The following is a 23853-nucleotide window of genomic DNA, read 5'->3' as shown; positions in this document are numbered from 1 at the left end:
CCTACGCACTCACGAGCACAACATGGCAGGCCACTCACACTGGGCGGGCATCAAGCACAAGAAGGCGGCGATCGACGCCAAGCGAGGGAAGGTCTGGAGCAAGCTCTCCAAAGCGATCATCGTCGCCGCCAAGATGGGCGGCCCTGACCCCGATGCGAACCTCCGGCTCCGCTACGCGATCAACGACGCCAAAGCGGTGTCGATGCCCAAGGACAACATCGAGCGGGCGATCAAGAAAGGCGCCGGCGACAGCGACGGCGACAACTACGAGGAAATCATCTACGAGGGCATGGGCCCGTCGGGCGTGGCTTTCATGTGCGAGATTCTCACCGACAACCGCAACCGCACCGCCCCAGAGATCCGCAAGATCTTCGACGTGTTTGGCGGCAAGCTCGGCGCCACCGGCTGCGCGGCCTGGATGTTTGAGCGCAAAGGTTTGTTGGTGATCGCCGCAAGCGAAACCGACGAGGAGTCGCTCATGGAGCTTGCTCTGGAAGCAGGCGCCGACGACGTCAAGCACGACGGCGACCAGTTTGAGGTTACCTGCCCGGTTGACGCCTACAACGAGGTTTCTAACGCCGTCGAGGCGGCGGGCCTGGCCACGGAAACTAGCGAAATCACCTACCTGCCGAACGACTACGTCGACGTCGCCGGAGACGACGCCCGGCAGGTCCTGAAACTGATGGAGCGACTCGACGACCACGACGACGTCCAGAAAGTCAGCTCGAATTTCAACATCGACGAGTCCGTGATGGCGGAGCTTGAGGGCTAGCCGCGGGGACGGTTGGCCGAGCGGCAACCCCACTGCGAGGCTCCCTCGGCGGAAAGCGGCTTGGTGACTTGGGCTTCCCCTCCCCGCCGGCCTGTAGTAATCTAGTGGCAGTCGCGACCCTTGCTCTCAAGGCTTCTCCGCGGCGACATCTTACCTAAGTTCGGGCCGTGGCGCAGTCTGGTAGCGCGTTTGACTGGGGGTCAAAAGGTCGCAGGTTCGAATCCTGTCGGCCCGACTTTGTAAAGCTCTTTGGCAACACGGTTTACGACCGGTTCGCCTCTGCGGCCGGTTCGCGGGCGCCACCCAAAACGCCACCCTGGCTCCGCTCGAATACGTCCCAGACCTGGTTTGCTGTCCGCTCCGCCGACTGACCCACGTAGTACTTCAGCGTAGTCTTGATATCCCGGTGCCGCATCAGTTCTTTCAGCACCGGTGGGGTCACCCGAGCCGCCCACCGCTCGCCAAACGACCGCCGCAAGTCGTGCACTGTTGGGTGCCGTCCCGGCTTAGTCACAATGTTGGTCGTGGCGCCGATGTCGGAGATCAGAACGCCGAGCGTGTCGACCGACCGCACCACCCTGCCCTGTTTCGTCAGCGGGCGGTAGACCCGTCCCTCGCGGTTCGGGAGAGAGCGTAGGTGCTCCACGAAGTCGGGCGTCAGCGACAGTGTCCGCCGCTTGCGGCCCTTGTCGAGTTTGGTGGGGATTTCCACCATCGGCCGACGCCCGTCGATTTTCACCACCAGCAGCTCTTCCGAGTTGTCCCACGACAGCAGGTACCCCTCAGTCCTACGCAGCCCGGAGAGCCAGTAGCCCCGCAGCATGCTCTCCATCGGCGCCGCGTGCACGCCCAACAACTTGCCGGCCGCTTTCAGCAGACGCTCTAACTCTTCCAGAGAGAGCGGCCGGCCCTTCATCTCCTCGTCCTCGTCGACCCTCGGGACGACAACCTTGACCCGCTGCTCGAGGTAGCCGTGCTCTGCGGCCCAGTTGATCGTTATGCGTAGCTGCCTCAGGTAGCTGGCGGCCGTAGTGTTCGCCAGGCCCGCCTCTCGCATCCGCGTATGAAACCGGGCAAGCATCAGCGGCGTGACGTCCGACACGCGCTTCGGGTTGCAGAGGTTTTCGAGCTTTCGAGCTGCAGGCACGAACGACGCGCGGTAGTTCTTGGACTGACTCTTCAGATGGTGGTCTTCGAACTCCTGTTGGAAGCTGAGCCAGTCGTCCTCCCGAGGACGCTCCATGCTCGCGATCAGGTCTCTCGCCAACCGCTCAGCGTCGCGGTGGCGGGAGACGCCCAAAGAGGTCTCGCGAGCCCGCTCTCCGCCGTGCCAGCGGATGATCAGTCGCTTCCGCCCGGACCGCTTGATAATCTTGAATCGTCGTTCCAGCCCTCGGCGCGTTGATTGATCCATAGGTTCAGGTGATCCCCGGTAGTGATGTAGACGTTGCCGAGCTTGTAGTGCCAGCAGCCCTGCGAGAAGACGTGCTCACGCACCCAGCGGATCATATTCTCCGCCTTGCCAGTGCGGCCGAGTTGCTTGGCGATCTGCAGCGCGTCGTAAGATTTGCCGTTCTCAAACAAGCAGAAGGCGCTCGTCATATCGATGGTCCTTGGTCCAACTCCCGCCGCTGACGAATACGCAATTCGCCTACGGCGGTCTCCTTGAGGTCGTGCTTAGAAGGGAGCCCTGACCGCGCGACGATTCGGGCGACAGGCTTAGCGACAAGGGCCAGCTAGGGGCTGCCGCGGGCTAACCGCATGCGTTGTTCGTGTCGGGGCGATTCGATCGCCCAGCCCCCGACCGTTCGAGATAAAGTACGCAGCGGTGCACAGTTAGACTTGGCGTAACCGCCATGGCGTCTCCCGACCTCGCACTTAGGGAGATGTCTGAAATCCCGATCCGCAGTTGGCGCTGCGGGCCGGACGCCATTTGAAGGTGCAGCGTCGATTGTGAACGCCGCCCGGCGGTTGTCAACGCGCGCCGACGACACGGATCGCGTCGGCCGCGGCCAGGCCCTCCACGGAAGCCCTTGGGAGAGCAGGAGATAGACAGGGGGCCGGGCGGTAGAGAACGCGTGGCGTTTTTCTGTTCCGAGAACTTTCCGCGCGCACGACTGCGCCCGCTCTTCTGCCAGACCATCGGTTGCCTCCGGTTGCTGCAACCGCGCGCCGCAGCCTAACTCACGCTAGCGATTGGGGGGGGCCTGTTTGCACGCTCGAAAGCCGATGCACGAGCTGCGCAGAACGGCGCTGCGACCCCTGCGATAAGTATCAGGGACCTAAGCCAAGGGTCCGAAGCCGCTGTCTCGAGTTCGCAGAGGTGGTGTACACCGACTGCGATTGACGGCTCGCTCAAGCGACGGAGGTTGGGCACACCTTAGCGAGTTGTGCGCGGCTACAACTCAGGTCGGTTGATCTAACTTCTGAGCCTTGCAGCGGTTCCTGAACTGCTGTAGGCCCGGCAAAAGCTTGCGGCTGGACCAGCCCTAGAGTTGATGTTAGCGTAGCTAGGTATAACTTAACTCGCGTACGACGTGCCTCGTGCCAAGCTCTTCCTGAGATAGATACGGCTACGAGACAGACCCACCTGGTGTTGGACATGACTTACCGCTTGACGTTTCTTTTCCTGCTGGTTGTCCTGCCCATCCATGCCTACGGGCAGGTAACCATTTCATCGCTGCTGCAGGAGATGACCGACCGGGATTCGGTCGCCAAGTTCCCGGCAAGAAGCTTCCGGTTGAAGCAGCACAGCAGCTACAACCGGGCCTCCAAGACGCCTGATGAGCCGGTCGGCTGGTTTACCAACAAAGACTTCAACCGCGGACCGAAGGACAAGAATTTTATCCGCGTAGAAGAGAACAACGGCCGCAAAGAGTGGGTGCTTATGGATCACACCGGCCCCGGTGCGATCGTGCGGACGTGGATGCCTTGGTTGAATCAGTTGAAGCCCGGCTCCGATATCACGATGCGGATCTATTTAGACGGCTCGGACGAACCGGTGCTCGAAGGCAACATGCTGACCTTGTTTGATGGCACGGGGGCAATCCCTTACCCCCTGGCTCACCAGTCGCTGCGTTCGGCGGTGAGTTTCTTCCCAATTCCTTACGCCAATGGGTGCAAGGTGACGACGGACAAGACTCCGTTCTTCTTCCAATTCACCTTCCGTGATTACAGCGAAGGGACCGACGTGACGACCTTTACAATGGAAGACTTCAACGCCGCCAAAACCTTGACCGAAGAAACAGGCAAGTTGCTGCTCAACCCCTCAGCCGAGGATGCCAATTCACCGTTGAGCATCAAGGCGTCACTCGCCAATCAGCAGGAGATGAGCCTCGACTTGCCCGCCGGTGTCGCCGCCGTCCGGGAGCTATCCGTCAAACTCGACAGCTATAAGAACCCGAATGTCACGCGACAGGTTGTCCTCAAAGTGGAATTCGACGGCATGCAAACCGTCTGGTGTCCGATTGGTGATTTCTTTGGTTCGGGCATTGGGCTCAATCCAATGCAGGGCTGGTACCGCACAGTTGGCCAAGATGGCGCGATGACGTGCCGCTGGGTGATGCCCTACCAAACAGGCGGCAAGGTAACGCTGCTGAACCTGAGCCCCGAGGCAGTCGATGCAGATCTTAGGGTGAAGACAGGTGATTGGACCTGGGATGAAAGTTCGATGTACTTCCACGCCGCCTGGCGAGGTCAGTATCCCGTACCAACGCGACCGCGTTCCGACTGGAACTACGTTACGCTTATGGGCCGGGGAGTGTACGTGGGTGACACCCTGACGGTCATGAACCCCGTCACCAGCTGGTGGGGCGAAGGAGATGAACGGATTTGGGTCGATGGTGAAAATTTTCCCTCGATCTTTGGGACCGGCACGGAGGACTACTACGGCTATTCCTGGGGCGGCCGCAGCACCGACTTCTATGAGCACCCCTTCCACGCTCAGCCGATGAGCAATAAGTACAACAAGCTCAATCGCAAGCCCAAGAGTGACAAATCCAAGAACACACTAGGGTACAGTGTCGAGACACGCAGCCGAGCGCTCGACACGATGCCGTTTGGGAGTTCATTGCGGCTTGACATGGAGGTTTGGTCGGGATCGGATTGCGACATGGGGTACCAGGTTGGAACCTATTGGTATGGCTTCGCAGAGACGACCTCCAACCGCGATCCGACTCCCGAGGAAACGCTCAACATGCCGCCTGCGCAAGATCTTTCTACAAAGCCAGAGGAGCAATCGACGAAGCCCAGGAGCAATAAGGATAAGCCGAGGAAGACCGCCAAGAAGTGACCAGCCCCCTTCAAACGAGTCCACAGCCGGCGCGATAATCGCTCGGCGTGGGCGCCACCTGACGGAGGTTCAGGACGCCACGAGGGAAGAAGCATTCGGCGTAGGAGATTGTTGGGTAGCTGCGAGAGGCGGAGGTGCTGTTGCCGCAAAGCTAGACCCAAGAGCAGCAGGCGGCCAAGCAGATCGGCGTGACCTACCCGACCTACTGCCGCTGGCGTAAGGGGTACGGCGAGTTGAAGCTCGACCAGGCGAAGCGGCTGAAGGAGCCCGAGAAGGAGAGCGCCCGGTTGAAACGTCTGCATGCGGACGCCGAGCTCGACTAGGCGATCTTGAAAGAAGCCGCCTCGGGAAACTTCTGAGCCCGGCCCGCCGACGCCGGGCGGTCGAACACGCGAGAGACTCGCTCGGCCGACCGCTGGTGTCGGCGCGTCGGGCCTGCCATGTGCTAGGGCAGCCGCGGAGCACGCAGCGTCGCGGCAAGCACGTGCTGATCGACGAGCCACGGCTGTTGCGGTAGACGACGCAACTAGCAAGCGACTACGGCCGGTACGGCTACCGCCGTATCTCGGCGTTGCCGCGAGCGGGTGGTTGGCGGGTCAATCACAAACGAGTCAAACACCTGTGGCGCCGCGAGGGCCTCATGGTTCCGTGTAAGCAGCCTAAACGCAAGCGGCTGTGGCTGACGGACGGGTCGTGCGTCGGGCTCCGACCGGCGTTCAAAGATCACGTCGGGAGCTACGACTTCGTGATGGACCGGACGGCCGTGATCGCTCTTCTGCCAGACCATCGGTTGCCCCCGGTTGCTGCAACCGCGCGCCGCAGCCTAACTCACGCTAGCGTTTGGGGCGGGCCTGTTTGCACGCTCGAAAGCCGATGCACGAACTGCGCAGAACGGCGCTGCGACCCCTGCGACAAGTATCAGGGACCTAAGCCGAGGGTCCGAAGCCGCTGTCTCGGATTCGCAGAGGTGGTGTACACCGACTGCAATTGGGGGCTCTCACTAGCGATAGAGGTTGGGCACACCTCAGCGAGTTGTGAGCGGCTACAACTCAGGTCGGTTGGTCTAACCGATGCGTGGGGGCCGGCGCACAAAGTCGCCTACGCGTGCTCAACGGACGCGTGCTCCGACCTTTCCGATTCTGAGTTCGACCTTACAGTCTTCTGCAGCGACCATCTGAGCTAAGGCGCGTCATTAGCTGGCGTCCTCAGCTGCTTGTTCGAATAGAACACTCCGATCACACGCGTCTGCGTCTTCTCTAGAGTAGGGAAGTGTCCGCCAGGAACCCCATCGACATCCATCATGTTACACGTCATAGCGTAACGACCAAGTTCTGGGATATACGCAATATCCGGATCTTGGATTCTGTAGTTGTCCCAGTCGTCGATTTCGTTGGATCTCGGAGCGATTGCTATGCCGAGATACGCAAACGGCTCATTCAGGTCTCTCGATCTCCAAGCAACGACCTTATAGGGGCTGCCCTTTGACTCCCGGTCGCAGAGGATGTAGTAGTCTTCTCCAATCTTGGCAATCGTTGCGTCTCCCACACCGTACTTGTGCCCTTCTTCGGGGTTAGGGTCAACGGCTCTGGAGTTGACCAACCTCCATTCGCCCAAGCCTGTTTCAGAAGTGAAGTGAGCCAAGCTGGTTCCATCAGGGCCGTGAGGGAAGTCGCCATGCTCTCCGAACATGTGGAACACCCCGTCTTCGACATAGACCCCTATGTCATCACACTGCTTGTGAGGAAACGCTCCTGCTAGCTTCCACTTTCCGTTGGCTTGCTCGAGTGGCCCCGAGAACGTATACACTCTACCGGCTTCGAAGATATAGTAGACGCCGTTCACCTTTACACCGTCATCGTACTCGTAGTGATTCCCGATCCTGTACTGGTCAGAAACAAGTTCCCAGTCTGCGCTGTTCCACGAGAACTTCTTGGCTCGCCACAGATGGGCTGCATTGGGTGTCTGGCTAATGATCAAGTGATAGGGGTACTGCAGCTCCGGCTCAACGAAGAGGATTGAGTCATGATTGTTGCCCTTTGTCGTGATGAATGTGTTGGCGTCGACGGGGCGGTGCCAAGCTATCCACCGGTCCTTCGCCGTAGGCATTTCGTCGGCATAGCTGAGGGCAGCTGACGTAAGATTGGCTGATAGAAAGACGATTAAGATGAGTTCTGCCTTCATTCTTCATGCCTTGCAATAGACCACGACTTTCGGCCAAGAGTTGACGGCGCAGTGCCGCAGACCACTCCCTGGAGCGGAGTATACAGCTCACAGCTGGGTATCGCATTGTCTTGGGTAGATTTTGCGATGCTGTCTTTGACGCTTCGGTCTCCCCACCGAAGGCGATTAGGGGCATACCTTTGAGCTGATGGTTGCATCGTCCGCGACGCCGGAGTGCGGCAGCGAACTCGCTAGGGTTGTCACAACCTCGGTCCGATTCGGGATTACCGAAAGTGCGCAGGATTCATCGTCCTGCGCATCTCTCTTCGCTTCGCAGAGATCAAATAAACCAGCAGACTGCTCGCACTCCCGGCCCGACGGCCACTCTAGATCTCCTCCCCCGCACCGCCCGCATCACTTCCTCCACCCCCGGCGACCTCCCGCCCGGCAGCTCCCTCAGCTTCCGATGCAGCTCCGCCGACGGCCCCGGCCGCGCGAACTTCACACCCGGCTCGCTCGTCAGCAGGAACGTCATCGGCCGCGACGTCACCACCTGCCCCGAGCCGAGCGTCACCTCCACCTCCGGTGTGTGCACGATCGCCGCCATCGGCGCAACGCCGGGCGGCGTGCCCCACTCCACCGCCAGCACCAGCGAGTTGACCTGCCCCGGCGCCAACCGGTTCACCTTCCGCAGGCTCACCTCGTAGTCCAATCAGGCGTCATGCCTACCAGCAGCTTTCGGCATTAGGCTCGCTACCAGCGCGGGAACCGACTCGGTTCACTTTCCCGCGGGAAGAACACAAATCGCGAATTCTCTTCAAATTGTTCGTAATGTGGCGCCTGCTTACGGAAATGTTATGCACAGCGATAGCTCTGCGCAGGCCCTAAAGCCACTTGCGTGGATGGCTTTTCCCAACTGTACGTCGCGCTTTTCTGACAATCTCACGGCTTAGTCGCCCCGAATGCCAGCCCATGCTTCGCCCCAGGCGAGGCACTGCGGGCGAACCCGCGCCCTGCTCTGCTTTCTCGTGAAGACAGGATCCTATGACGAGCACGTCGACTCCTCCGCAGCTTTCTCGCCACACTCCGTTCACGGTCATACTCGCCACAGCCTTGCTCCCCTACAGCCTAGCCGCGCCGTCCTACGCTCAGCTGGGCGTTTGGAGCGCTGATGATGGTGGCGGCGTCGGTTCCGGCACGGGGGACTTCTTCGATCCCAGCAACTGGCACAACGGCGTTGTTCCCATTGGGAACAACCGGGCGCCGACGATCCGAGACGGGGGCACAGCGATTCTCAACGACCCCAACGCGAATGTCGACACTGAGGGGCTCGTCATTGGTGACGCGCCGAACAGCTCCGGTACTCTCCAAATCGATAGCGGATCCCTGACGGTTTACGACGCGGCTAGTTCAGTCCTCGGCAACAACGCCGGCGGGCAGGGGACGCTCATCATGAACGGTGGGTACCTCGAATTCGGCGATGTCGACGGCAACGGACCTGGATCGGGAGGGGCAAAGTCACTGGTGATCGCGAACGCTTCGGGGACAACCGGCAGGCTGGAGATGCACAACGACGCCGTGCTCCGCAGTCTTGCAGGATTTCAGTTCGCCAACGGCAGCGAAGCCGATCTGCCTCAGGGCACGCCGGGTCTACCCTCGATCACGATCATCATGGACGGGGCCGCCGACGCATCCGCGGCGGGTGGCATCACCCTGAGAGGCGGCAACCTGAGCATGACTCTCTCAGACGACGCACAGATGACGCTCGGCAACAGCCTCGGGCCAGCAGACCCGAACGGCCACTCTGCCGTGCAAAACGGGCATTTCAACGTGGGCGCCCGTTACGGAGCGACCGCAGATATCGTTGTCGAAGGCAACGCCGTCTTCAATCTCGACGCTCTCTACAACGAGAAGTCGGAGCTGACGCTCACCGTGCGAGACAATGGCGAATTCAACATCTTCAATACGGCCACCGGTGGAACAGAGACAGACTTCGGAATGCAGAGTTACCTGTCACGCGAGATCAACAGCAACTATGGAGTGTCCAGCACCGTCGTGACGGTTGAGGGCTCTGGCAGGTTCACCGTCAACAGCAGGGCAAACACCGTGAGCATCCCAGGCAATAAAGACCATCCTTTAGGGCATGCCGACTTGATTTCTACGGATGGCCTGATCCTAGCCGGGGGAGACTTATACCCCATCACGCATTGCGGCCAGGCATGTAACGGGCGCTACCCAGGAGGCGTCGCCCTGGTCGATGTGAAGCAGAACGCTGAGTTCTCTGTCGTGCAGACGCTCTGGATGACTGCGGGCGGTGGTGGTGGGGCGTCCTCCACCTTGAAGATTACAGGGCCCGACGCGACCGTCTCGCTAGGCGACCTGGTGATGGCGGAGTCGATTGATCAGAAGATCGTGGGCGGCAGCGTCGTGTTTGGTGATCCGTTGTGGATCGCACGCCCCGGCACGGCGGAACTGCACAGCGTCATTACCGGATCGAGTCACTCCACAATCCAGGTGACTGACGACGCCCGGATCGGCAACGGCGAGCTGGTGATCGAGCTGAGCGGGTACAGCCCTGTGCCTGGTGACAGCTATACCCTGCTTCAGACGGGCGACCCAAACGGCGTCGAAGGAATGTTCAAGGGTGTCGACTTTTCTCTGGCGCCACTCAGCGAGGGCCTGTCATGGGAGCTCGTCTACAACGCCGACAGTGTCGTGCTGAGCGTTGTCGGCGAATCCTCCGTGCTGCCAGGCGATTTCAACAACGACGGAGTCGTCGATGCGGCGGACTACACCGTGTGGCGCGACAACCTCGGCGCTATGACGGAAGAGGCGCTGAACGGCGCCGGCAGCAACTCGGGCGGCGTCGACATCGACGACTACAACATCTGGAAAACCCGGTTCGGTTCGACTTCGAGCAGCGACTTGGCTGACTCCAGCGTTCCCGAACCGAGCGCCTCGCTCTTGACGCTGGCCTTCTCCGGACTGCTTGCTTGCCGGCTCGGCACTGCTCGGCCCGGTCGGCGTCACGGCGGCAGGGACGGTAGCTACGCCGCCTGAAGGCCGCTTGGCCCGTTAACAACGTGGCGCCTCGGCCGCGGCGGATCTAACCTCTTCGCTGCTGATGCCGGGCACAAATCGATCAACACGCTTCTCAACCCAGCACAAACAGGAGGATTGCTCTCAGTGCCGTTCTCAACGCAAAGCCGGCCGCTCCAAGCCGTGTGCTGTTCGTTTCTTATGGTCAGCCTGACTGGTTGTGGCGGAGATTATCGCCAGGTTTCCGGCGTTGTCACGATAGATGGAAAACCCCTTGAGACCGGACGTGTCAAATTCTTCCCGGAGGCCGGACGACCGGCGATCGGCGAGATCACGGGGGGCGGAAGGTACACGCTCACGACGATTGACCCGGGCGACGGCGCTCTGCCGGGAGACTACACCGTCACGGTCGAATCGACCAAGTATTCCGCGTCTGGTCGAATGGCTAGCTCGCTGGAAGAAGAGCTATCGGGCGTCGGCGTGAACGTCCAGATCGAATCGCAGAGCCTCGTCCCGGCCCGTTACTCGAACAGGGGCGATACGCCAATTAAGGTGACCGTCAAACCGAACGGATTGAATGAGATCGACCTCGTACTCGAGAGCTCCTAGCTGCTCCACCCCGCTCGACAAGCTCACAATCCACAGTGAGGCACACATGACGCGCCGCTGCACCACACTAATCACGCCAGAACAGCGCCGCCGAGAGCGCGGCTTTACGCTCGTTGAGCTGCTGGTAGTGATCGCCATCATCGGGATCCTGGTGGCCTTGCTGCTCCCTGCCGTGCAGTCCGCGCGGGAAGCGGCTAGGCGTTCCGCGTGCCAGAACAATCTCAAGCAGATCGGCCTCGCGTTGCAGAACTACCACAACTCCAACAGAGAATTCCCGCCCGGCACCAAGGTTTCACTGCAAGACTGCCGCAACAACGACCCAAAAGACTGCCGAGGGACCGGAATGTACGTGCTGCTCATGCCGTACATGGAAGAGGGGGTTCTCGAGGACAGCATTCAACAGCTTGTCGACCAAAGGCGTCAGCAGGATGGGGGGGGATGGACCTGGTCGCTGTACACCAAGACCGGCGCACGGATCTCCGTCTACCAATGCCCAAGCGTGAGCGATGAGCTCAACTTCCCTGAGCGGCGTGACTACTTCGGAATCTCAGGCGGCCGCAACACGTCGGACGACAACCCCAGGCCAGACGCCGCCAACGTCCAGCCTCGGATCAACGGATGGCGAGGCAATATCTACACCGACGGCCTGTTCCTGCACCGTGACGCCATTGCAATACGCCAGATCACCGACGGCACAACGAACACGATGGCCGTTGGGGAAAGTGTCCACTGGTCGATTGTGGGCCACGGCCCAGGTTATGGCGACCCTCAGGTGGGGGGGCCTTTGGCGTGGTTCTTCGGTGTCGACGGCCCCATCGACTGGCGTGAGGAAGAACGCTATTCAATGTACCTGATTTCGGCAGGGCGGGTCCTCCGCACGACGCACGAACCGATGAACACATCGCTAAGACCCTGGTCCTCGAACGCGGAAGCGTTGAAGAAAGACATGGACGCCCCCCTGTCCAGTGAGCACCCCGGCGGTATCCAGGTCGTCTTCGCCGATGGGCACGTGGATTTCCTCAACGAAGCTATCGACTTTCTGATCTACGAGTCGCTCGCGACAAGGGCCGGTGACGAGGTGATCGGCAGCTTCTGACGCCCCCGACAACAACCACGCCCCCCAATCCTGGCGGCTGAGGGGACGTTCCTGCTGGCGCCCGAGCGTGCCGCTTAACGCCACACCGCTTCTCAATCCCGCCATCCACGGAGAGATTCACATGACGCTCTGCTCCACCGCAGGAATCTCGCCAGGTCGGCGTCGCCGGAATCGCGGCTTCACGCTCGTCGAACTGCTGGTGGTGATCGCCATCATCGGGACCCTGGTTGCCCTCTTGCTCCCAGCGGTGCAAGCGGCCCGTGAAGCCGCGCGCAGGATACAGTGCACCAACCACCTCAAGCAGTTCGTGCTGGCGATGCACAACTACGAGTCAGCCAATAGGGAGCTGCCTCCGGGGATCGATGTCGACGACTCGCTCGGCCTCAATGCGACCGCCCAGGTCTGCCTGCTCCCGTACATCGAAGAGCTTGCGCTCAAGGAGGGGTGGGACCACAACGCGAAGGCCGACGCGAACATCGCGGTGGCCAGTGTAAAGATCCCGTCGTTCTTCTGCCCCTCCGACGACGCGTCCGCGAGGCTCGCGGTGACAACGCACCAATCGCGAGTATTCTCTCGATCAAACTACGTGACGTGCTTCGGCAGCAGGACAATGCTTGCCGATCAAGGCGGGCAACAGATCTGGAGGAATCACGACGGAAGCAAGGTTGACTGGACCACGGACGGCGCCTTCGGCGTCGACAGCTATACCGCGATCGCGAAGATGACCGACGGCGCTTCCAAGGTCGTGGTCGCCAGTGAGGTCCTAAGTGGCAGGGACGACGACGGCACCGATCAGGGCAACTGCAGCTCCACCTACTGCGTCGATGTGCGAGGGGTCTGGACGAGTTTCCTGCCGGGCTCATCGTGGTACACCCACCTCAACACTCCCAACGGAGCCGCGGACGCCGGGCCTGTGGGGGGGGCGGGACGCAGCTGGGCAGTGAGTGAAGCCGTTCCGTGGATGCCAGTGATCCACGGTGGAAGCTACCACGAGTATCACGCAAGTGCGCGCAGCCTCCATCCGGGCGGGGTGATGGCCGCCTACGGAGACGGTCACGTCGTGTTTGTGCCAAACGAGATCGACGCCATCGTTTGGAGATCTCTCGCTGCGATCGATGACGGCGAAAACTTACCGATCCAGTAGCAATCGGATTGAAAGCATGATGAAACGGAGTGAATCCAGCCGCGTCTCCCTGGCTGTCTTGTTTGGACTTTGCCTGGCGCTGGTTGGGTGCGACAGGTCAGATCGCCTTCCTTTGAACGGCGAGGTCAGTTTCGATGGGGCGCCCGTCAAGCACGGGTACGTGCAATTCACCCCTATGGCGGCAACCAAGGGACCGACCTCCGGTGCCGACATCAAGGACGGCGCCTACCAGGTCGCCCCAATCAGAGGGCTGATGCAGGGCGCCTACCGCGTAGAAATCCAGGCTTGGGAACGTACTGGTGGGGTTTCTCTAGACCCTGTCACCGGTGAGAAGTTTCAAGGAGGGGCATTGGTGCAACTCTTGCCGGACAAATACAACAAGCAGTCTGAGCTGACCCTGGAGATCGAACCCGGAACGCGGACTTTCGATTTCCATCTCAAGCCCTAAGGGGCGCCCGTCGTGGCGTACCCGCAGCGCCACACACCGGCCCTAGAGCCGATACTCCAAGCCGATTCGAGCCCCTTCGCCTAGCGGCGTCTCGCACCAACTGAGGCAACCAGACGCCACCCGCAGATGATTCGCAGTTGGCCGATCATACTTGCGGCGGCGTTGGTAAGAGAAGGTCCGGTGGCTGTCCCGAGAAGACCGCGATCTCTTCGATGCAGTAGACTTGGACCATCGGTTACCGGAGGCATCCGGCTAGGCTAGTTCTGAAGCCCCGCTCCGGCAGGGCGTACGGACAGCAAGTCCCGGTCGATCTTTTTGGCACGTAAGCAACGGCCACTCTTGCGGTTACTCCAGTGGTCGTTCCCGCCTCATTGCCAACCGCTTCCGCACCCGCTCCGCCTTCTCCCGCAGCTGCTCGTCCGCCAGCCACTCGTCGTCCATCGTGACGATCAGCACCTCCTGGTGGTTCCCGCGCACCGTAGCGAACGGCACGCCGATCTGGTAGACCGCTGCGAACTTGAGCGTGATCTCTCGGTGCCTAGGCATAGGCTTTCTGCCTTCCGGTTGGTCCAAACGGTTACAACTCCTTGCCGCCGCCCGCCTCAGCCCGCTACAAAAGCCAAGACAAGAGCGCCACCACGACGGCGAACGACGCGCCGTAAATAGCGATCGCGATCGCCTCGCTGCGGCACGCACAGTGGTTGGCGTCGCCGTAGCCGCAGCTGCAGTACGGCAGATGGCAGCCATGCGCTCGCTTGTGATCGGCGTCGCTATGCGTTGGCTGATCCGGCGGTTCGAGTGGCTCGCCCTCCCGTTCGAAGTACTCCTGCACTCGGTTTACGGGACGCCACGATGGGTCGCAAAGCTGAGAGAGCGACGCCGGTAGGACAGGCGCCAAAAGGTGGCGCCTCTGTATGACGGCACTGAAGGTAACCCTCGGAGCACGAGAACACACCTTCTTCGCCCGATCACCACTACCGGCCGCACGGCTCGTTGGGGTACGCGGCCCCAGCCAAGTTCGCGGCGAGCAGCGTCTTGCAGTCTGGATTGTGAACCTGTTGTGGTGGCCTCACTGGATCACCCCTGACTTCTATATTGGCATGGCAAGAATTGAGCTCAAGATCGTGGCACGCCTACTCACGATCCGCTAAACTCCGGCATGGCCAACGGATGGACCAATCAGCAGGTGCTCGACCTCGCTCCCGACGCGGCGTCGGTGAAGGCCGGACGCAGTCAGTCGCAGGTTAGCAAGTGGCCTGTGCTTGGGGCGGCCGAGCGAGCGCTGTGGGGAGAGGTCAAGGGGAGCGGGAAGAAGCCTTACCAGGTCTGTGTTGATCTGCACGGCCCGGCCTTCAAGTGCAGCTGCCCCAGCCGCAAGTTTCCTTGCAAGCACTCGATCGGCCTCATGCTGATCTACGCGGATCAGGCGGATTGCCTGACCGAGGGGGAGGCGCCCGACTGGGTTGGTGGGTGGCTTACCGAGCGGGATCAGCGCGCCGAGAGGCAGGTCGCCAAGGCGCAGGCGGCGAGCGACAAGCCGGTTGACGAGAAGGCGCAGGCCAAGCGCGCAGCTAGACGCGAGGACCGAGTCCGATCGGGTGTTGAGCAACTCGGCGTGCTGCTCACCGACATCGCGCGGCAGGGCCTCGCCTGGGCACACGCGCAACCGTACAGCTTCTGGGACGGTGCCGCTTCGCGGCTTGTCGACGCCCAGGCGCCGGGCCTCGCGCGGCTCGTGCGGGAGTTGGGGGACGTGGCGGGATCGGGGGCTCGGTGGCAGCCGCGATTCTTGAGCCGACTCGGCCGTCTGCACCTAGCGGTGAACGCGTACGCTCGCCTGGATCGGCTGCCGGACGCTACCAAAGACGACCTGCGGACGATCATTGGTTGGACGGTCAGCAAAGAGCGGTTGGCGGGGCTGACCATTGAGTCGGGGCGATGGTGCGTCGCTGCGCAGCGTACCGAGCAGGAGGACCGACTAACGGTCCAGAAGACTTGGTTGGTTCGCGTTTCTGACGGACGACCGGCCCTGCTGCTCGATTTTACCGCCGCGGGGCAGCCCGCGACCGTAGCGCCGCCGGTCGGTTCATCGATTCAAGCCGACTTGACCTACTACCCGGGCACGCTGGGCGTCAGAGCCGTAATCGCATCGCAGCAAGTTGCTGCAAAGGCGGCGGAGTGGCCCGGATTGGATGGCGTGGAGCTGGTCCGCGAGCGATTCGCCGACGCGCTCGCCCTGAACCCGTGGCTCGAGCAACTGCCGGTATGCGTTGCGGGCGTGCGGTTGGCGCCGCCTGGTTCTGGGGACGGTAGGTGGAGCATCGTCGATCGGGATGGCGCCCTTTTGTCATTGGGGACGGGGCGTCGCGACTATTGGCCGCTTCTGTCGGCAAGCGGCGGTGGTGAGATGACGGTCTTCGGAGAGTGGGACGGCGATCGGCTATCGCCGCTAGCCGTCTGGACCGATGGCGTCTGCTACACCGTATCCGACCGGGCCCATCCGGCACCGATCGCGAGGGTGGCATGAACGCCGAAGGACATCCATCACGAGAGTGGGAGGCATTGGTGAGTGGGGCGGTCTTGGGCGCCGATCGATCGCTTGGCGTTGCGAGCGTCGGGGCGCGGGCGTGGATGGTGGCCTCACCAAGCGCAACCGAGCCGGCTGTGCGTCTCCTGAACGATGCGGCTACACTTAGCGTCTACGAAATCGCGGGCCGCGCCGGCGAATCGGTCCAGGCAGCTGCGCCAACGCTGCTGATCACCAGCGAACCGACATGCGGGAAGGAATCAGGGGCGTACCTGCAGTCTGTCTTATTCGGTGATCACGGTGAGGTGCTGCTGGAGTGGTGCAACGCAGCAATTGCGGCAGGGCTCTCAGCGCCGCCGGAGTCCGTGCCGGCACTGCTGGGCCGAGCGGCCAGCACTAGCGACCACGGACTGAGGACGGCGCTGGTTCATGTGTCAGGCGCCCGTGGCCGTTGGCTTGCGGAGCTCAACCCGGAATGGGGGGGGCACCCAAGTTGTCGAGGCGTCCGTTGAGGAGCTGATTGTAGTCTGGGAGGAGGGTGACAAGGGAGAACGCATTACAGCGCTCAAGGCCATCCGACGAACGGCTCCGGAAAAAGCCCGCGAGCTTGTCCAGGCGGTTTGGGACACAGAAACAGCCGCAGACCGGGCAGGATTCATGGGAGTCATGTCCCAAGGGGTGTCGCTTCAGGATGAGTCGTGGTTGGAAGCCCTGCTCGATGACCGATCGAAGCAGGTGCGGGCCGCGGTCACGCGGCTACTATCACTCATACCCGAATCGGGCATGGCCGAACGCATGGCCTGGCGAGTGGATTCGTGGATTGATCGGCCTCCGGCGAGAGGAAAGAAGCAGAAGGACTCGGCAACAATCGAGTTCATGCCTCCTGATGAGCTGGACCCGTCGGCTGTGAGGGACGGCTTGCAGATGAAGTCGGTCGGTGGGCTTGGCCCGAAAGCGGAGTTGCTGCGGGGTATAGCGTCCCGGGCGCCCTTGTCGGCGTGGGCGAACCGCGGTGGTGATGCGGCAGCGTGGCTCGACGCGGCAAGAAAAAGCGACTGGGCCGACGCTTTGTGTCGAGGGTGGATCGAGGCGGCCGCGCTGCAACGCCACGCGGAGTGGGCAGAGGCGGTCCTGTTGCGGTTGTTGGACGACGCAACCTCCCATGACGAATTGCAGCGGGCCCGGATTACTCAACTCATGGACGCCCTGCCCCGCGAGTCGGCGGAGCGCGTCACACTGAATGCCGTTGCGAACCGGGGGCTCGTCGAACGGCCGCGGGTTGTCGAAGCGGTGCTGAACGCCTGCGATTTTGGCTGGGGGGAAGAGCTGTCACGGGCGGTCGCCGGAGCGGTGCGCGACCGGCTCGCGGCAAAGGAGGCCGTCTACGATACCTTCTTGCGGCAGATTCTCCGACTGTCTGCTGTTCGTATCGATCCGAGTGTAACCGAGGAAGTTGGGCGGATGTGGACCGAGAGTCAGGACCACTGGTCGGCAAACCTTGGAGAATTGGTTCACGACGCGATTGGAACGGTGCGGCTGCGTCGTGACATGCTCGCGGCCCTCAAGAACTCACCAGCCCAATAGGAATCCAAGCACGTGGCGAAGAAAAAGGCGTCCCCCAAGAGCGACCACTCCTCAGTATTGCGTCGGCACGCAGAGGATCAATTCGCTGAGGAGCTCGCAGAGATCGCCAAGGTCGACGACCGGCAGCGGCCCCCAAATTGGCGGCTCTCGCCGTGGGCGGTTGTGACGTACCTGTTGGGTGAGCCTTTAGATAACGGGTTCCAGGTCTCCCCCAAGTACGTTGGCTCACGGCGGCTGATGGAGGTCGCTGTGGCGACGCTGGCGACCGACCGCGCGCTGCTGCTGCTGGGCGTGCCGGGCACCGCGAAGACCTGGGTGAGCGAACACCTAGCGGCGGCGATCAGCGGCGACTCGACGCTGTTAGTTCAAGGGACCGCGGGCACGGCCGAGGAGGCAATCCGATACGGGTGGAACTACGCGTTGCTGCTGGCCAAGGGGCCGACCAGCGAGGCGTTGGTTCCCTCGCCGGTGATGACGGCCATGCAGCGAGGGCAGATCGCGCGCGTCGAGGAGCTGACCCGCATGCCGTCCGACGTGCAGGACACGCTCATCACGGTGCTGTCGGAGAAGACGGTGCCGATCCCAGAACTCGGCGACGAGTGCCCTGCGGAGAAGGGGTTTAATGTCATCGCGACCGCCAACAACCGAGACAAGGGCGTCAACGAGTTGTCCAGCGCGTTGAAACGCCGGTTTAACACGGTCGTGCTCCCGCCGCCGAAGACCGCTGAAGAAGAGATTCAGATTGTTGAGCAGCGGGTGGCGTCGTTGGGCAGGGCGCTGGAGCTCCCGTCCGAAGCGGCGGCGATCGAGGAGATTAGGCGGGTGGTGACCGTTTTCCGCGAGCTTCGCGATGGCGCTACGGAAGACGGCAAGACCAAGCTAAAGTCGCCCAGCGGGACGCTTTCGACGGCTGAGGCAATCAGCGTCGTTAATAGCGGCGTCGCGTTAGCTGCTCACTTTGGTGAGGGACATCTAACCGCGACTGACGTCGCCTCCGGCCTGACTGGCGCCGTGGTGAAGGACCCGGTTCAGGACGTGATTGTGTGGCGCGAGTACTTGGAGACGGTCGTCAAGGAGCGGGACGGCTGGAAGGACCTGTACCGCGCCTGCCGCGAGCAGTTGTAGGCCAGGCGACAGGGAGGCTTGAGTGGCGTCAGACCGTGTCCATCTCCTTGGCATTCGACACCACGGGCCAGGCTCGGCCCGCAGCCTCCTTCGTGCGCTAGGCGAACTAGAACCCGATTGTGTGCTTATCGAAGGGCCGCCGGACGCCGACGCCCTGCTGCCGCTGGCATCGCGTGCAGAGCTAAGGCCGCCGGTAGCGCTGCTTGTCTACGAGTCGGCGAACCCGCGCAGGTCAGCCTTCTACCCGTTCGCTGAGTTCTCTCCCGAATGGCAGGCTGCGCGGTACGCGGTGGGACGTGACGTCGAGGTCCGCTTCATGGACCTCCCACAGGCGTATCAACTCGCCGAGGTCAGAACTGGTGGGAACGCCGAGTCGGAAGACGAACCGCCTGAGGGGGAGGCCCGGGCCAATTCCGACAGCGAGTCGGACGCCGGTGACCCGTCTGAGTTTGCCCTGCGCCGCGACCCTCTGGGGCAGCTGGCCGACGCCGCCGGTTACCCCGACGGCGAACGCTGGTGGGACGCGCTCATCGAGAGCCGCCGCAACGACGCAGGAGACGTTTTCTCCGCCGTGGCCGACGCAATGACGGCCCTCCGGGAAGGCGACTGTCTCAGGTCCGATCTCCGGGAGCGTCGACGTGAAGCATTCATGCGCAAGACGATTCGCGCCGCCATCAAAGACGGACGCGAACGGATAGCCGTGGTGTGCGGCGCATGGCACGTGCCGGCGCTCGATCCCAACTCGTGGCCACCGCTCAAGGACGACAACGCAGAGCTGAAGGGGCTGAGCAGGGTCAAGACGGAGGCCGCCTGGGCCCCGTGGACTTACCAACGGCTGGCGGTGGAATCGGGCTACGGCGCCGGCGTCGCTTCGCCCGCGTGGTATGAGCTGCTCTGGGAGTCGGCGGATTCGCTAGTCGGGACGCTTTGGATGACAAAGGCAGCCAGACTGATGCGTGACCGCGACCTCGACGCGTCATCGGCACAGGTCATCGAGGCCGTGCGTCTGGGCGAGACACTCGCCGCGCTGCGAGGTCGCACACTTGCCGGCCTCGACGAGCTTGAAGAGGCCGCACTGACCGTGCTATGCGGTGGCCAGCCCGCGCCGATGCGGGTGGTAAGAGACTCGCTGGTGATCGGGGACCGGCTCGGCGCCGTGCCAGATGACGCGCCGCAGGCGCCGCTGCAGAAAGACCTAGCCTCGCTCCAGAAACGACTGCGACTGCCCCCGCAAGCGAGTCGGAAGCAACGCGACCTCGACCTGCGAAAGCCAATGGACCGTGAGCGGAGCTGCCTGCTCCACCGGCTCAACCTGCTTGGGGTTCCCTGGGGCGAGGTTTCGGAGGGGGCTGTGCGTTCGCGAGGAACCTTTCACGAGCACTGGGTGCTCCAGTGGGTGCCCGAGTTTGCCGTCGGTTTGGTCGAGGCGTCCCGCTACGGAAGCACTGTGGCCGAGGCGGCCGCGGCCAAGACCATCGAGTCCGCATCGGAAACCACTACGCTGTCCGGCCTAACCTCGCTGCTGGGGGACGCCCTGCTGGCAGACCTTCCACGCGCAGCCCAGCAATTGATCAAGGCGATCCAGGAGCAGGCGGTCGCCAGCGGAGACGTGCAGCAACTGATGGCCGCGGCGCCACACCTGGCTCAGGTCAGCCGCTACGGCGACGTCCGTGAAACGGACGTGCGTCTAGTGTCTGACGTTCTGAGGGGGATTGTTGAACGCGTTTGCGTGGCGTTGCCGCCGGCGTGCTCGTCGCTCGACGACGAGGCGGCCGGCAAGATGTTAGCTCTGATTGGCGGCGTCGACGATGCGATGGCGATGCTCGACTCCGATGACCTCCGCGATGACTGGCGGGACTCGCTAAATCGCGTAGTGCAGCGCGAGTCTGCGCACCCGCTGTTGCGCGGGCGGGCCGCGCGCATCCGGCACGACGGCGACGCCGAGACGCCTGACGAGACTGCGCGGCTGATGGGGTTTGCGTTGTCTCGGGCGGCGGACCGCGTCGGCGCCGCGGCATGGATCGAGGGATTCCTTGGCGGCTCGGGACTGGTGCTGATCCACGATCAGGGGTTGTGGTCGCTAGTCGACGGCTGGGTGACCGGCCTTTCTGCTGATGAGTTCGGCGAGCTGCTGCCGCTGCTGCGGCGGACGTTCTCCGGCTTTCCCGTTGGCGAACGGCGGCAGATTGGGGAACGGGTCCTCCACGGCGTATCCACCAAATCCGCGGAGCCGCTTGGCGACTTCGACTTTGAGCGCGCCCGGCGGGTCCTGCCGTTGCTGGCGACGATCCTTGGCGGGGAGGAGACGAATTGAGCAGTCACGAAGAACGACTCCGACGCTGGCGGCTCATACTGGGTGGCGAGAACGCCGACGGCGTAGGCGTGACGCTCGGCAATATCGACGCGTCCGTTGACGCGGCTCTCAGTGCGCTGTACGACGCGCCGCGTCGGGGTGGGCTGGGGGGATCGGCTCCGAGCGTGCCACGTTGGCTGGGCGATATCCGGAAATACTTCCCGTCGTCGGTGGTGCGGGTGATGCAGCGTGACGCCCTGGATCGGCTTGGTCTGACGCAGATGCTTACCGAGCCGGAGACGCTCGAAGCCATCGAGGCGGACGTGCACCTAGTGGCCACGCTGTTGTCGCTGCACGGCGCCCTGCCCTCCAAAACCAAGGAGACCGCTCGTGTCGTCGTCGCGCGGGTGGTGGAGGAGCTGTTGCAGCGGCTCGAGAGCCCGATGCGAGACGCGGTCGCCGGTGCCCTGAACCGCGCGCTGAGAAACCGGCGGCCGCGTCACAACGAAATCGACTTGCCGCGGACGATCCGCGCCAACTTGAAACACTACCAGGCGGACTACAAGACAGTGATCCCCGTGACGCGTATCGGGTTTGGCCGCAAGCGCAGCTCACTCCGCAGGGTGATCTTGTGCATCGACCAGTCGGGGTCGATGGCGTCGTCGATTGTCTATTCAAGCGTGTTTGGCGCCGTGATGGCATCGATCCCCGCCGTCGACACGCGGCTGGTGGTGTTTGACACCTCGGTGGTCGACCTGACCGACCAGCTCGACGACCCGGTCGAGGTATTGTTCTCGACGCGTCTGGGGGGCGGCACCGACATCAACCGAGCCGTCGGCTACTGCCAGGGCCTGATCGACTCGCCCGACGAAACGATATTCGTGCTGATCAGCGATCTCTACGAGGGCGGGGTCGCCGAGAACCTCGTGCGGCGGGTCGGAGCGCTCCAGGGCGCCGGCGTGACCTTCATCACGCTGCTGGCGCTGTCCGACGAAGGCGCGCCGTTCTACGATCAGGCGCTCGCGGCCAGGCTGTCATCGCTCGGCGCCCCATCGTTCGCGTGCACGCCGGACCTGTTTCCTGAGCTGATGGCGGCGGCGATCAACCGTGACGATATTGGGCAGTGGGCAGCTGAACGGGATATTCTCACCGCACGGGGGGGAGATCAAGCAGAGACTATTTGAGGCGCAACGGTGATCGAAGGGGTTGACACGCCGCATGTTAGTGTAAAAGTAACACTAACAAAGGGAGCGAAGCCATGCACTACGCCACTTCACTGGCTCTTCTGACGGACCTCTACCAACTGACGATGGCCTCCGGCTACTGGAAGCTCGGCCGGAGCGAGCAGGAGGCGGTATTTCACCTATTCTTTCGCGAGCCTCCATTCTCGGGTGGCTACGCCGTGGCTGCCGGGCTGGGGCCGGCGGTCGATTTCCTCAAGTCGTTCCGGTTTGACGCTTCGGACGTTGAGTATCTGACGACCCTGACGGGCAACGACGGTGGGCCGTTGTTCGACGGGGGCTTCCTAGACTACTTGAGTGAACTGCGCCTGACGTGCGATGTCGACGCAATGCCCGAAGGAACCGTCGCCTTCGCCCAGCAACCGCTGGTGCGTGTTCGCGGACCGATTCTCCAGTGTCAGATCCTCGAAACGGCACTCCTGAATATCATCAACTTCCAGACCCTTATTTCGACCAAAGCGGCTCGCATCAGCGGGGCAACCGGAGGGGAGCCGGTGCTAGAGTTTGGCCTGCGAAGGGCGCAGGGGATCGACGGGGGGCTCGCCGCGAGCCGTGCCGCGTACATCGGCGGCTGCGCCGCAACATCCAACGTGCTCGCGGGTAAACAGTACGGCATCCCAGTTAAGGGAACGCATGCGCACAGCTGGGTCATGTCGTTCGACGACGAGACCAAGGCTTTTGATCGCTACGCCGAGGCGATGCCCAACAACTGTGTGTTCTTAGTGGACACCTACGACACACTGGAGGGCGTCCGCAAGGCCGTTGAAGCAGGCAAGCGGCTGCGGGAACGCGGCTACGAGATGATCGGCATCCGGCTAGACTCCGGTGACCTGGCGTACTTAAGCATCGAGGCCCGCAAGCTGTTGGACAACGGAGGCTTCCCAGACGCCACTATCGTCGCGTCGAACGATCTCGACGAGAACATCATCCAGAGCCTGAAGGGCCAAGGGGCCAGGATCGCCGTGTGGGGCGTTGGCACGAAGCTAGCCACCGCGTACGACCAGCCCGCTCTGGGCGGGGTCTACAAGCTCGGAGCGATCAAGAGCGGCGAGGGCGAATGGGAGCCGAAACTAAAGCTCTCCGAACAAGCCGTGAAGACCTCGATCCCGGGCGTTTTGCAGGTTCGGCGGTTCGAGAACGAGAAGGGCCTCGTCGGCGATATGATCTACGACGAGACACGCGGCATCGACCAGCGGAGCGTCATCGTCGACGCGGGGGACGCCAACCGCCGTAAGCAGATCCCGCCCGACGCTACCGGGACCAACCTGCTTGTTCCCGTGATGCGAGCGGGGGAAGTCGTGGTCCCATTCACAGAAGAGTCGAAAGATAAGATCGACGATACGCGGGCGCGGACGCAGCGTGAACTGGGCCGGCTTCACCCTGCCGTCAAGCGTCTGATGAACCCCCACGAGCACCCGGTTGGACTCGACATCGGGCTGCACGAGATCCGCGACCAGATGATCCGCGAGGTGCGGTGGGACTTCGGCGATTGACGCCGAGGTCCGCCCCGCGACAAGGAGGCTT

20 protein-coding genes, 1 tRNA gene and 1 pseudogene are annotated in these 23853 nt (G+C 62.5%); 16 read left to right on the top strand and 6 right to left on the bottom strand.

Features of this window, described 5'->3' with window-relative positions:
- The first annotated feature begins 22 nt into the window (after positions 1-22).
- Together KOR34_RS04540 and KOR34_RS04535 are read left to right on the top strand one after the other, a co-directional pair.
- Positions 23-772 (top strand): YebC/PmpR family DNA-binding transcriptional regulator, encoded by a 750-nt coding sequence (locus KOR34_RS04540; protein ID WP_146562595.1) that lies wholly within the window; start codon positions 23-25, stop codon positions 770-772.
- 161 nt (positions 773-933) lie between these two features.
- Positions 934-1007, top strand: a tRNA-Pro gene (locus KOR34_RS04535).
- A 27-nt stretch (positions 1008-1034) separates the two neighbouring features.
- Here KOR34_RS04535 and KOR34_RS04530 read toward each other — a convergent pair.
- Together KOR34_RS04530 and KOR34_RS04525 are read right to left on the bottom strand one after the other, a co-directional pair.
- The gene (locus KOR34_RS04530; protein ID WP_197531143.1) at positions 1035-2072 is read right to left on the bottom strand and encodes a tyrosine-type recombinase/integrase; all 1038 of its coding nucleotides are present in this window, start codon (positions 2070-2072) and stop codon (positions 1035-1037) included.
- A gap of 41 nt (positions 2073-2113) precedes the next feature.
- On the bottom strand, positions 2114-2374 hold the full coding sequence (locus tag KOR34_RS04525) for a hypothetical protein (protein WP_146562592.1): 261 nt from the start codon (positions 2372-2374) through the stop codon (positions 2114-2116).
- Positions 2375-3374: 1000 nt separating this feature from the next.
- On the opposite strand from KOR34_RS04525, the gene KOR34_RS04520 reads away from it, so the two are divergent.
- Both KOR34_RS04520 and KOR34_RS27080 read left to right on the top strand, forming a co-directional pair.
- Positions 3375-5063 (top strand): glycoside hydrolase family 172 protein, encoded by a 1689-nt coding sequence (locus KOR34_RS04520; RefSeq protein ID WP_228714507.1) that lies wholly within the window; start codon positions 3375-3377, stop codon positions 5061-5063.
- Positions 5064-5218: 155 nt separating this feature from the next.
- Positions 5219-5826 (top strand): annotated as a pseudogene (locus KOR34_RS27080) (IS3 family transposase); the annotation flags it as partial.
- Positions 5827-6242: 416 nt separating this feature from the next.
- Here KOR34_RS27080 and KOR34_RS04505 read toward each other — a convergent pair.
- Positions 6243-7244, bottom strand: coding sequence for a hypothetical protein (locus tag KOR34_RS04505; protein ID WP_146562589.1), 1002 nt, complete (start codon positions 7242-7244; stop codon positions 6243-6245).
- Positions 7245-7563: 319 nt separating this feature from the next.
- On the bottom strand, positions 7564-7935 hold the full coding sequence (locus KOR34_RS04500; protein ID WP_146562588.1) for a hypothetical protein: 372 nt from the start codon (positions 7933-7935) through the stop codon (positions 7564-7566).
- Positions 7936-8267: 332 nt separating this feature from the next.
- On the opposite strand from KOR34_RS04500, the gene KOR34_RS04495 reads away from it, so the two are divergent.
- From KOR34_RS04495 to KOR34_RS27075, 5 genes are all read left to right on the top strand, one after another.
- Complete coding sequence (locus KOR34_RS04495; RefSeq protein ID WP_197531140.1) at positions 8268-10283, top strand: hypothetical protein; 2016 nt, start codon at positions 8268-8270, stop codon at positions 10281-10283.
- 126 nt (positions 10284-10409) lie between these two features.
- A complete protein-coding gene (locus KOR34_RS04490; protein WP_146562584.1) occupies positions 10410-10871 on the top strand; it encodes a hypothetical protein in 462 nt (153 codons plus the stop codon).
- 46 nt (positions 10872-10917) lie between these two features.
- A complete protein-coding gene (locus KOR34_RS04485) occupies positions 10918-11967 on the top strand; it encodes a DUF1559 domain-containing protein (protein ID WP_197531458.1) in 1050 nt (349 codons plus the stop codon).
- 121 nt (positions 11968-12088) lie between these two features.
- Positions 12089-13111 (top strand): DUF1559 domain-containing protein, encoded by a 1023-nt coding sequence (locus tag KOR34_RS04480; protein WP_146562581.1) that lies wholly within the window; start codon positions 12089-12091, stop codon positions 13109-13111.
- A 19-nt stretch (positions 13112-13130) separates the two neighbouring features.
- Positions 13131-13559, top strand: coding sequence for a hypothetical protein (locus KOR34_RS27075; RefSeq protein ID WP_146562579.1), 429 nt, complete (start codon positions 13131-13133; stop codon positions 13557-13559).
- Between the two features lie 345 nt (positions 13560-13904).
- Here the strand turns inward: KOR34_RS27075 and KOR34_RS04470 are convergent, their stop codons facing one another.
- On the bottom strand, positions 13905-14105 hold the full coding sequence (locus KOR34_RS04470) for a hypothetical protein (protein WP_146562577.1): 201 nt from the start codon (positions 14103-14105) through the stop codon (positions 13905-13907).
- A 64-nt stretch (positions 14106-14169) separates the two neighbouring features.
- Positions 14170-14391: a hypothetical protein gene (locus KOR34_RS04465; RefSeq protein ID WP_146562576.1), complete on the bottom strand. Its 222-nt coding sequence runs from the start codon at positions 14389-14391 to the stop codon at positions 14170-14172.
- A 327-nt stretch (positions 14392-14718) separates the two neighbouring features.
- On the opposite strand from KOR34_RS04465, the gene KOR34_RS04460 reads away from it, so the two are divergent.
- The 7 genes from KOR34_RS04460 to KOR34_RS04435 all read left to right on the top strand — a co-directional run bounded on the left by KOR34_RS04460 (position 14719) and on the right by KOR34_RS04435 (position 23822).
- Positions 14719-16086, top strand: coding sequence for an SWIM zinc finger family protein (locus KOR34_RS04460; RefSeq protein WP_146562574.1), 1368 nt, complete (start codon positions 14719-14721; stop codon positions 16084-16086).
- Positions 16083-16598 carry a DUF5691 domain-containing protein gene (locus KOR34_RS27435; RefSeq protein ID WP_390620770.1) on the top strand — a complete coding sequence of 172 codons (516 nt, stop codon included), beginning with the start codon at positions 16083-16085 and terminating at the stop codon, positions 16596-16598. Before KOR34_RS04460 ends, KOR34_RS27435 begins: the two co-directional genes overlap by 4 nt.
- Positions 16516-17670, top strand: coding sequence for a DUF5691 domain-containing protein (locus KOR34_RS27070; protein WP_261342640.1), 1155 nt, complete (start codon positions 16516-16518; stop codon positions 17668-17670). The genes KOR34_RS27435 and KOR34_RS27070 overlap by 83 nt, the downstream gene beginning before the upstream one ends.
- A 12-nt stretch (positions 17671-17682) precedes the next feature.
- The gene (locus tag KOR34_RS04450; RefSeq protein WP_146562571.1) at positions 17683-18795 is read left to right on the top strand and encodes an ATP-binding protein; all 1113 of its coding nucleotides are present in this window, start codon (positions 17683-17685) and stop codon (positions 18793-18795) included.
- Between the two features lie 22 nt (positions 18796-18817).
- The gene (locus KOR34_RS04445) at positions 18818-21109 is read left to right on the top strand and encodes a DUF5682 family protein (protein WP_146562569.1); all 2292 of its coding nucleotides are present in this window, start codon (positions 18818-18820) and stop codon (positions 21107-21109) included.
- Complete coding sequence (locus tag KOR34_RS04440) at positions 21106-22272, top strand: VWA domain-containing protein (RefSeq protein ID WP_146562567.1); 1167 nt, start codon at positions 21106-21108, stop codon at positions 22270-22272. Before KOR34_RS04445 ends, KOR34_RS04440 begins: the two co-directional genes overlap by 4 nt.
- Positions 22273-22346: 74 nt before the next feature.
- Complete coding sequence (locus KOR34_RS04435; protein ID WP_146562566.1) at positions 22347-23822, top strand: nicotinate phosphoribosyltransferase; 1476 nt, start codon at positions 22347-22349, stop codon at positions 23820-23822.
- Positions 23823-23853 lie beyond the last annotated feature (31 nt).

This window comes from Posidoniimonas corsicana (genome assembly GCF_007859765.1).
Classification (GTDB): domain Bacteria; phylum Planctomycetota; class Planctomycetia; order Pirellulales; family Lacipirellulaceae; genus Posidoniimonas; species Posidoniimonas corsicana.
This window is presented reverse-complemented; position numbering and strand designations above follow the sequence as displayed.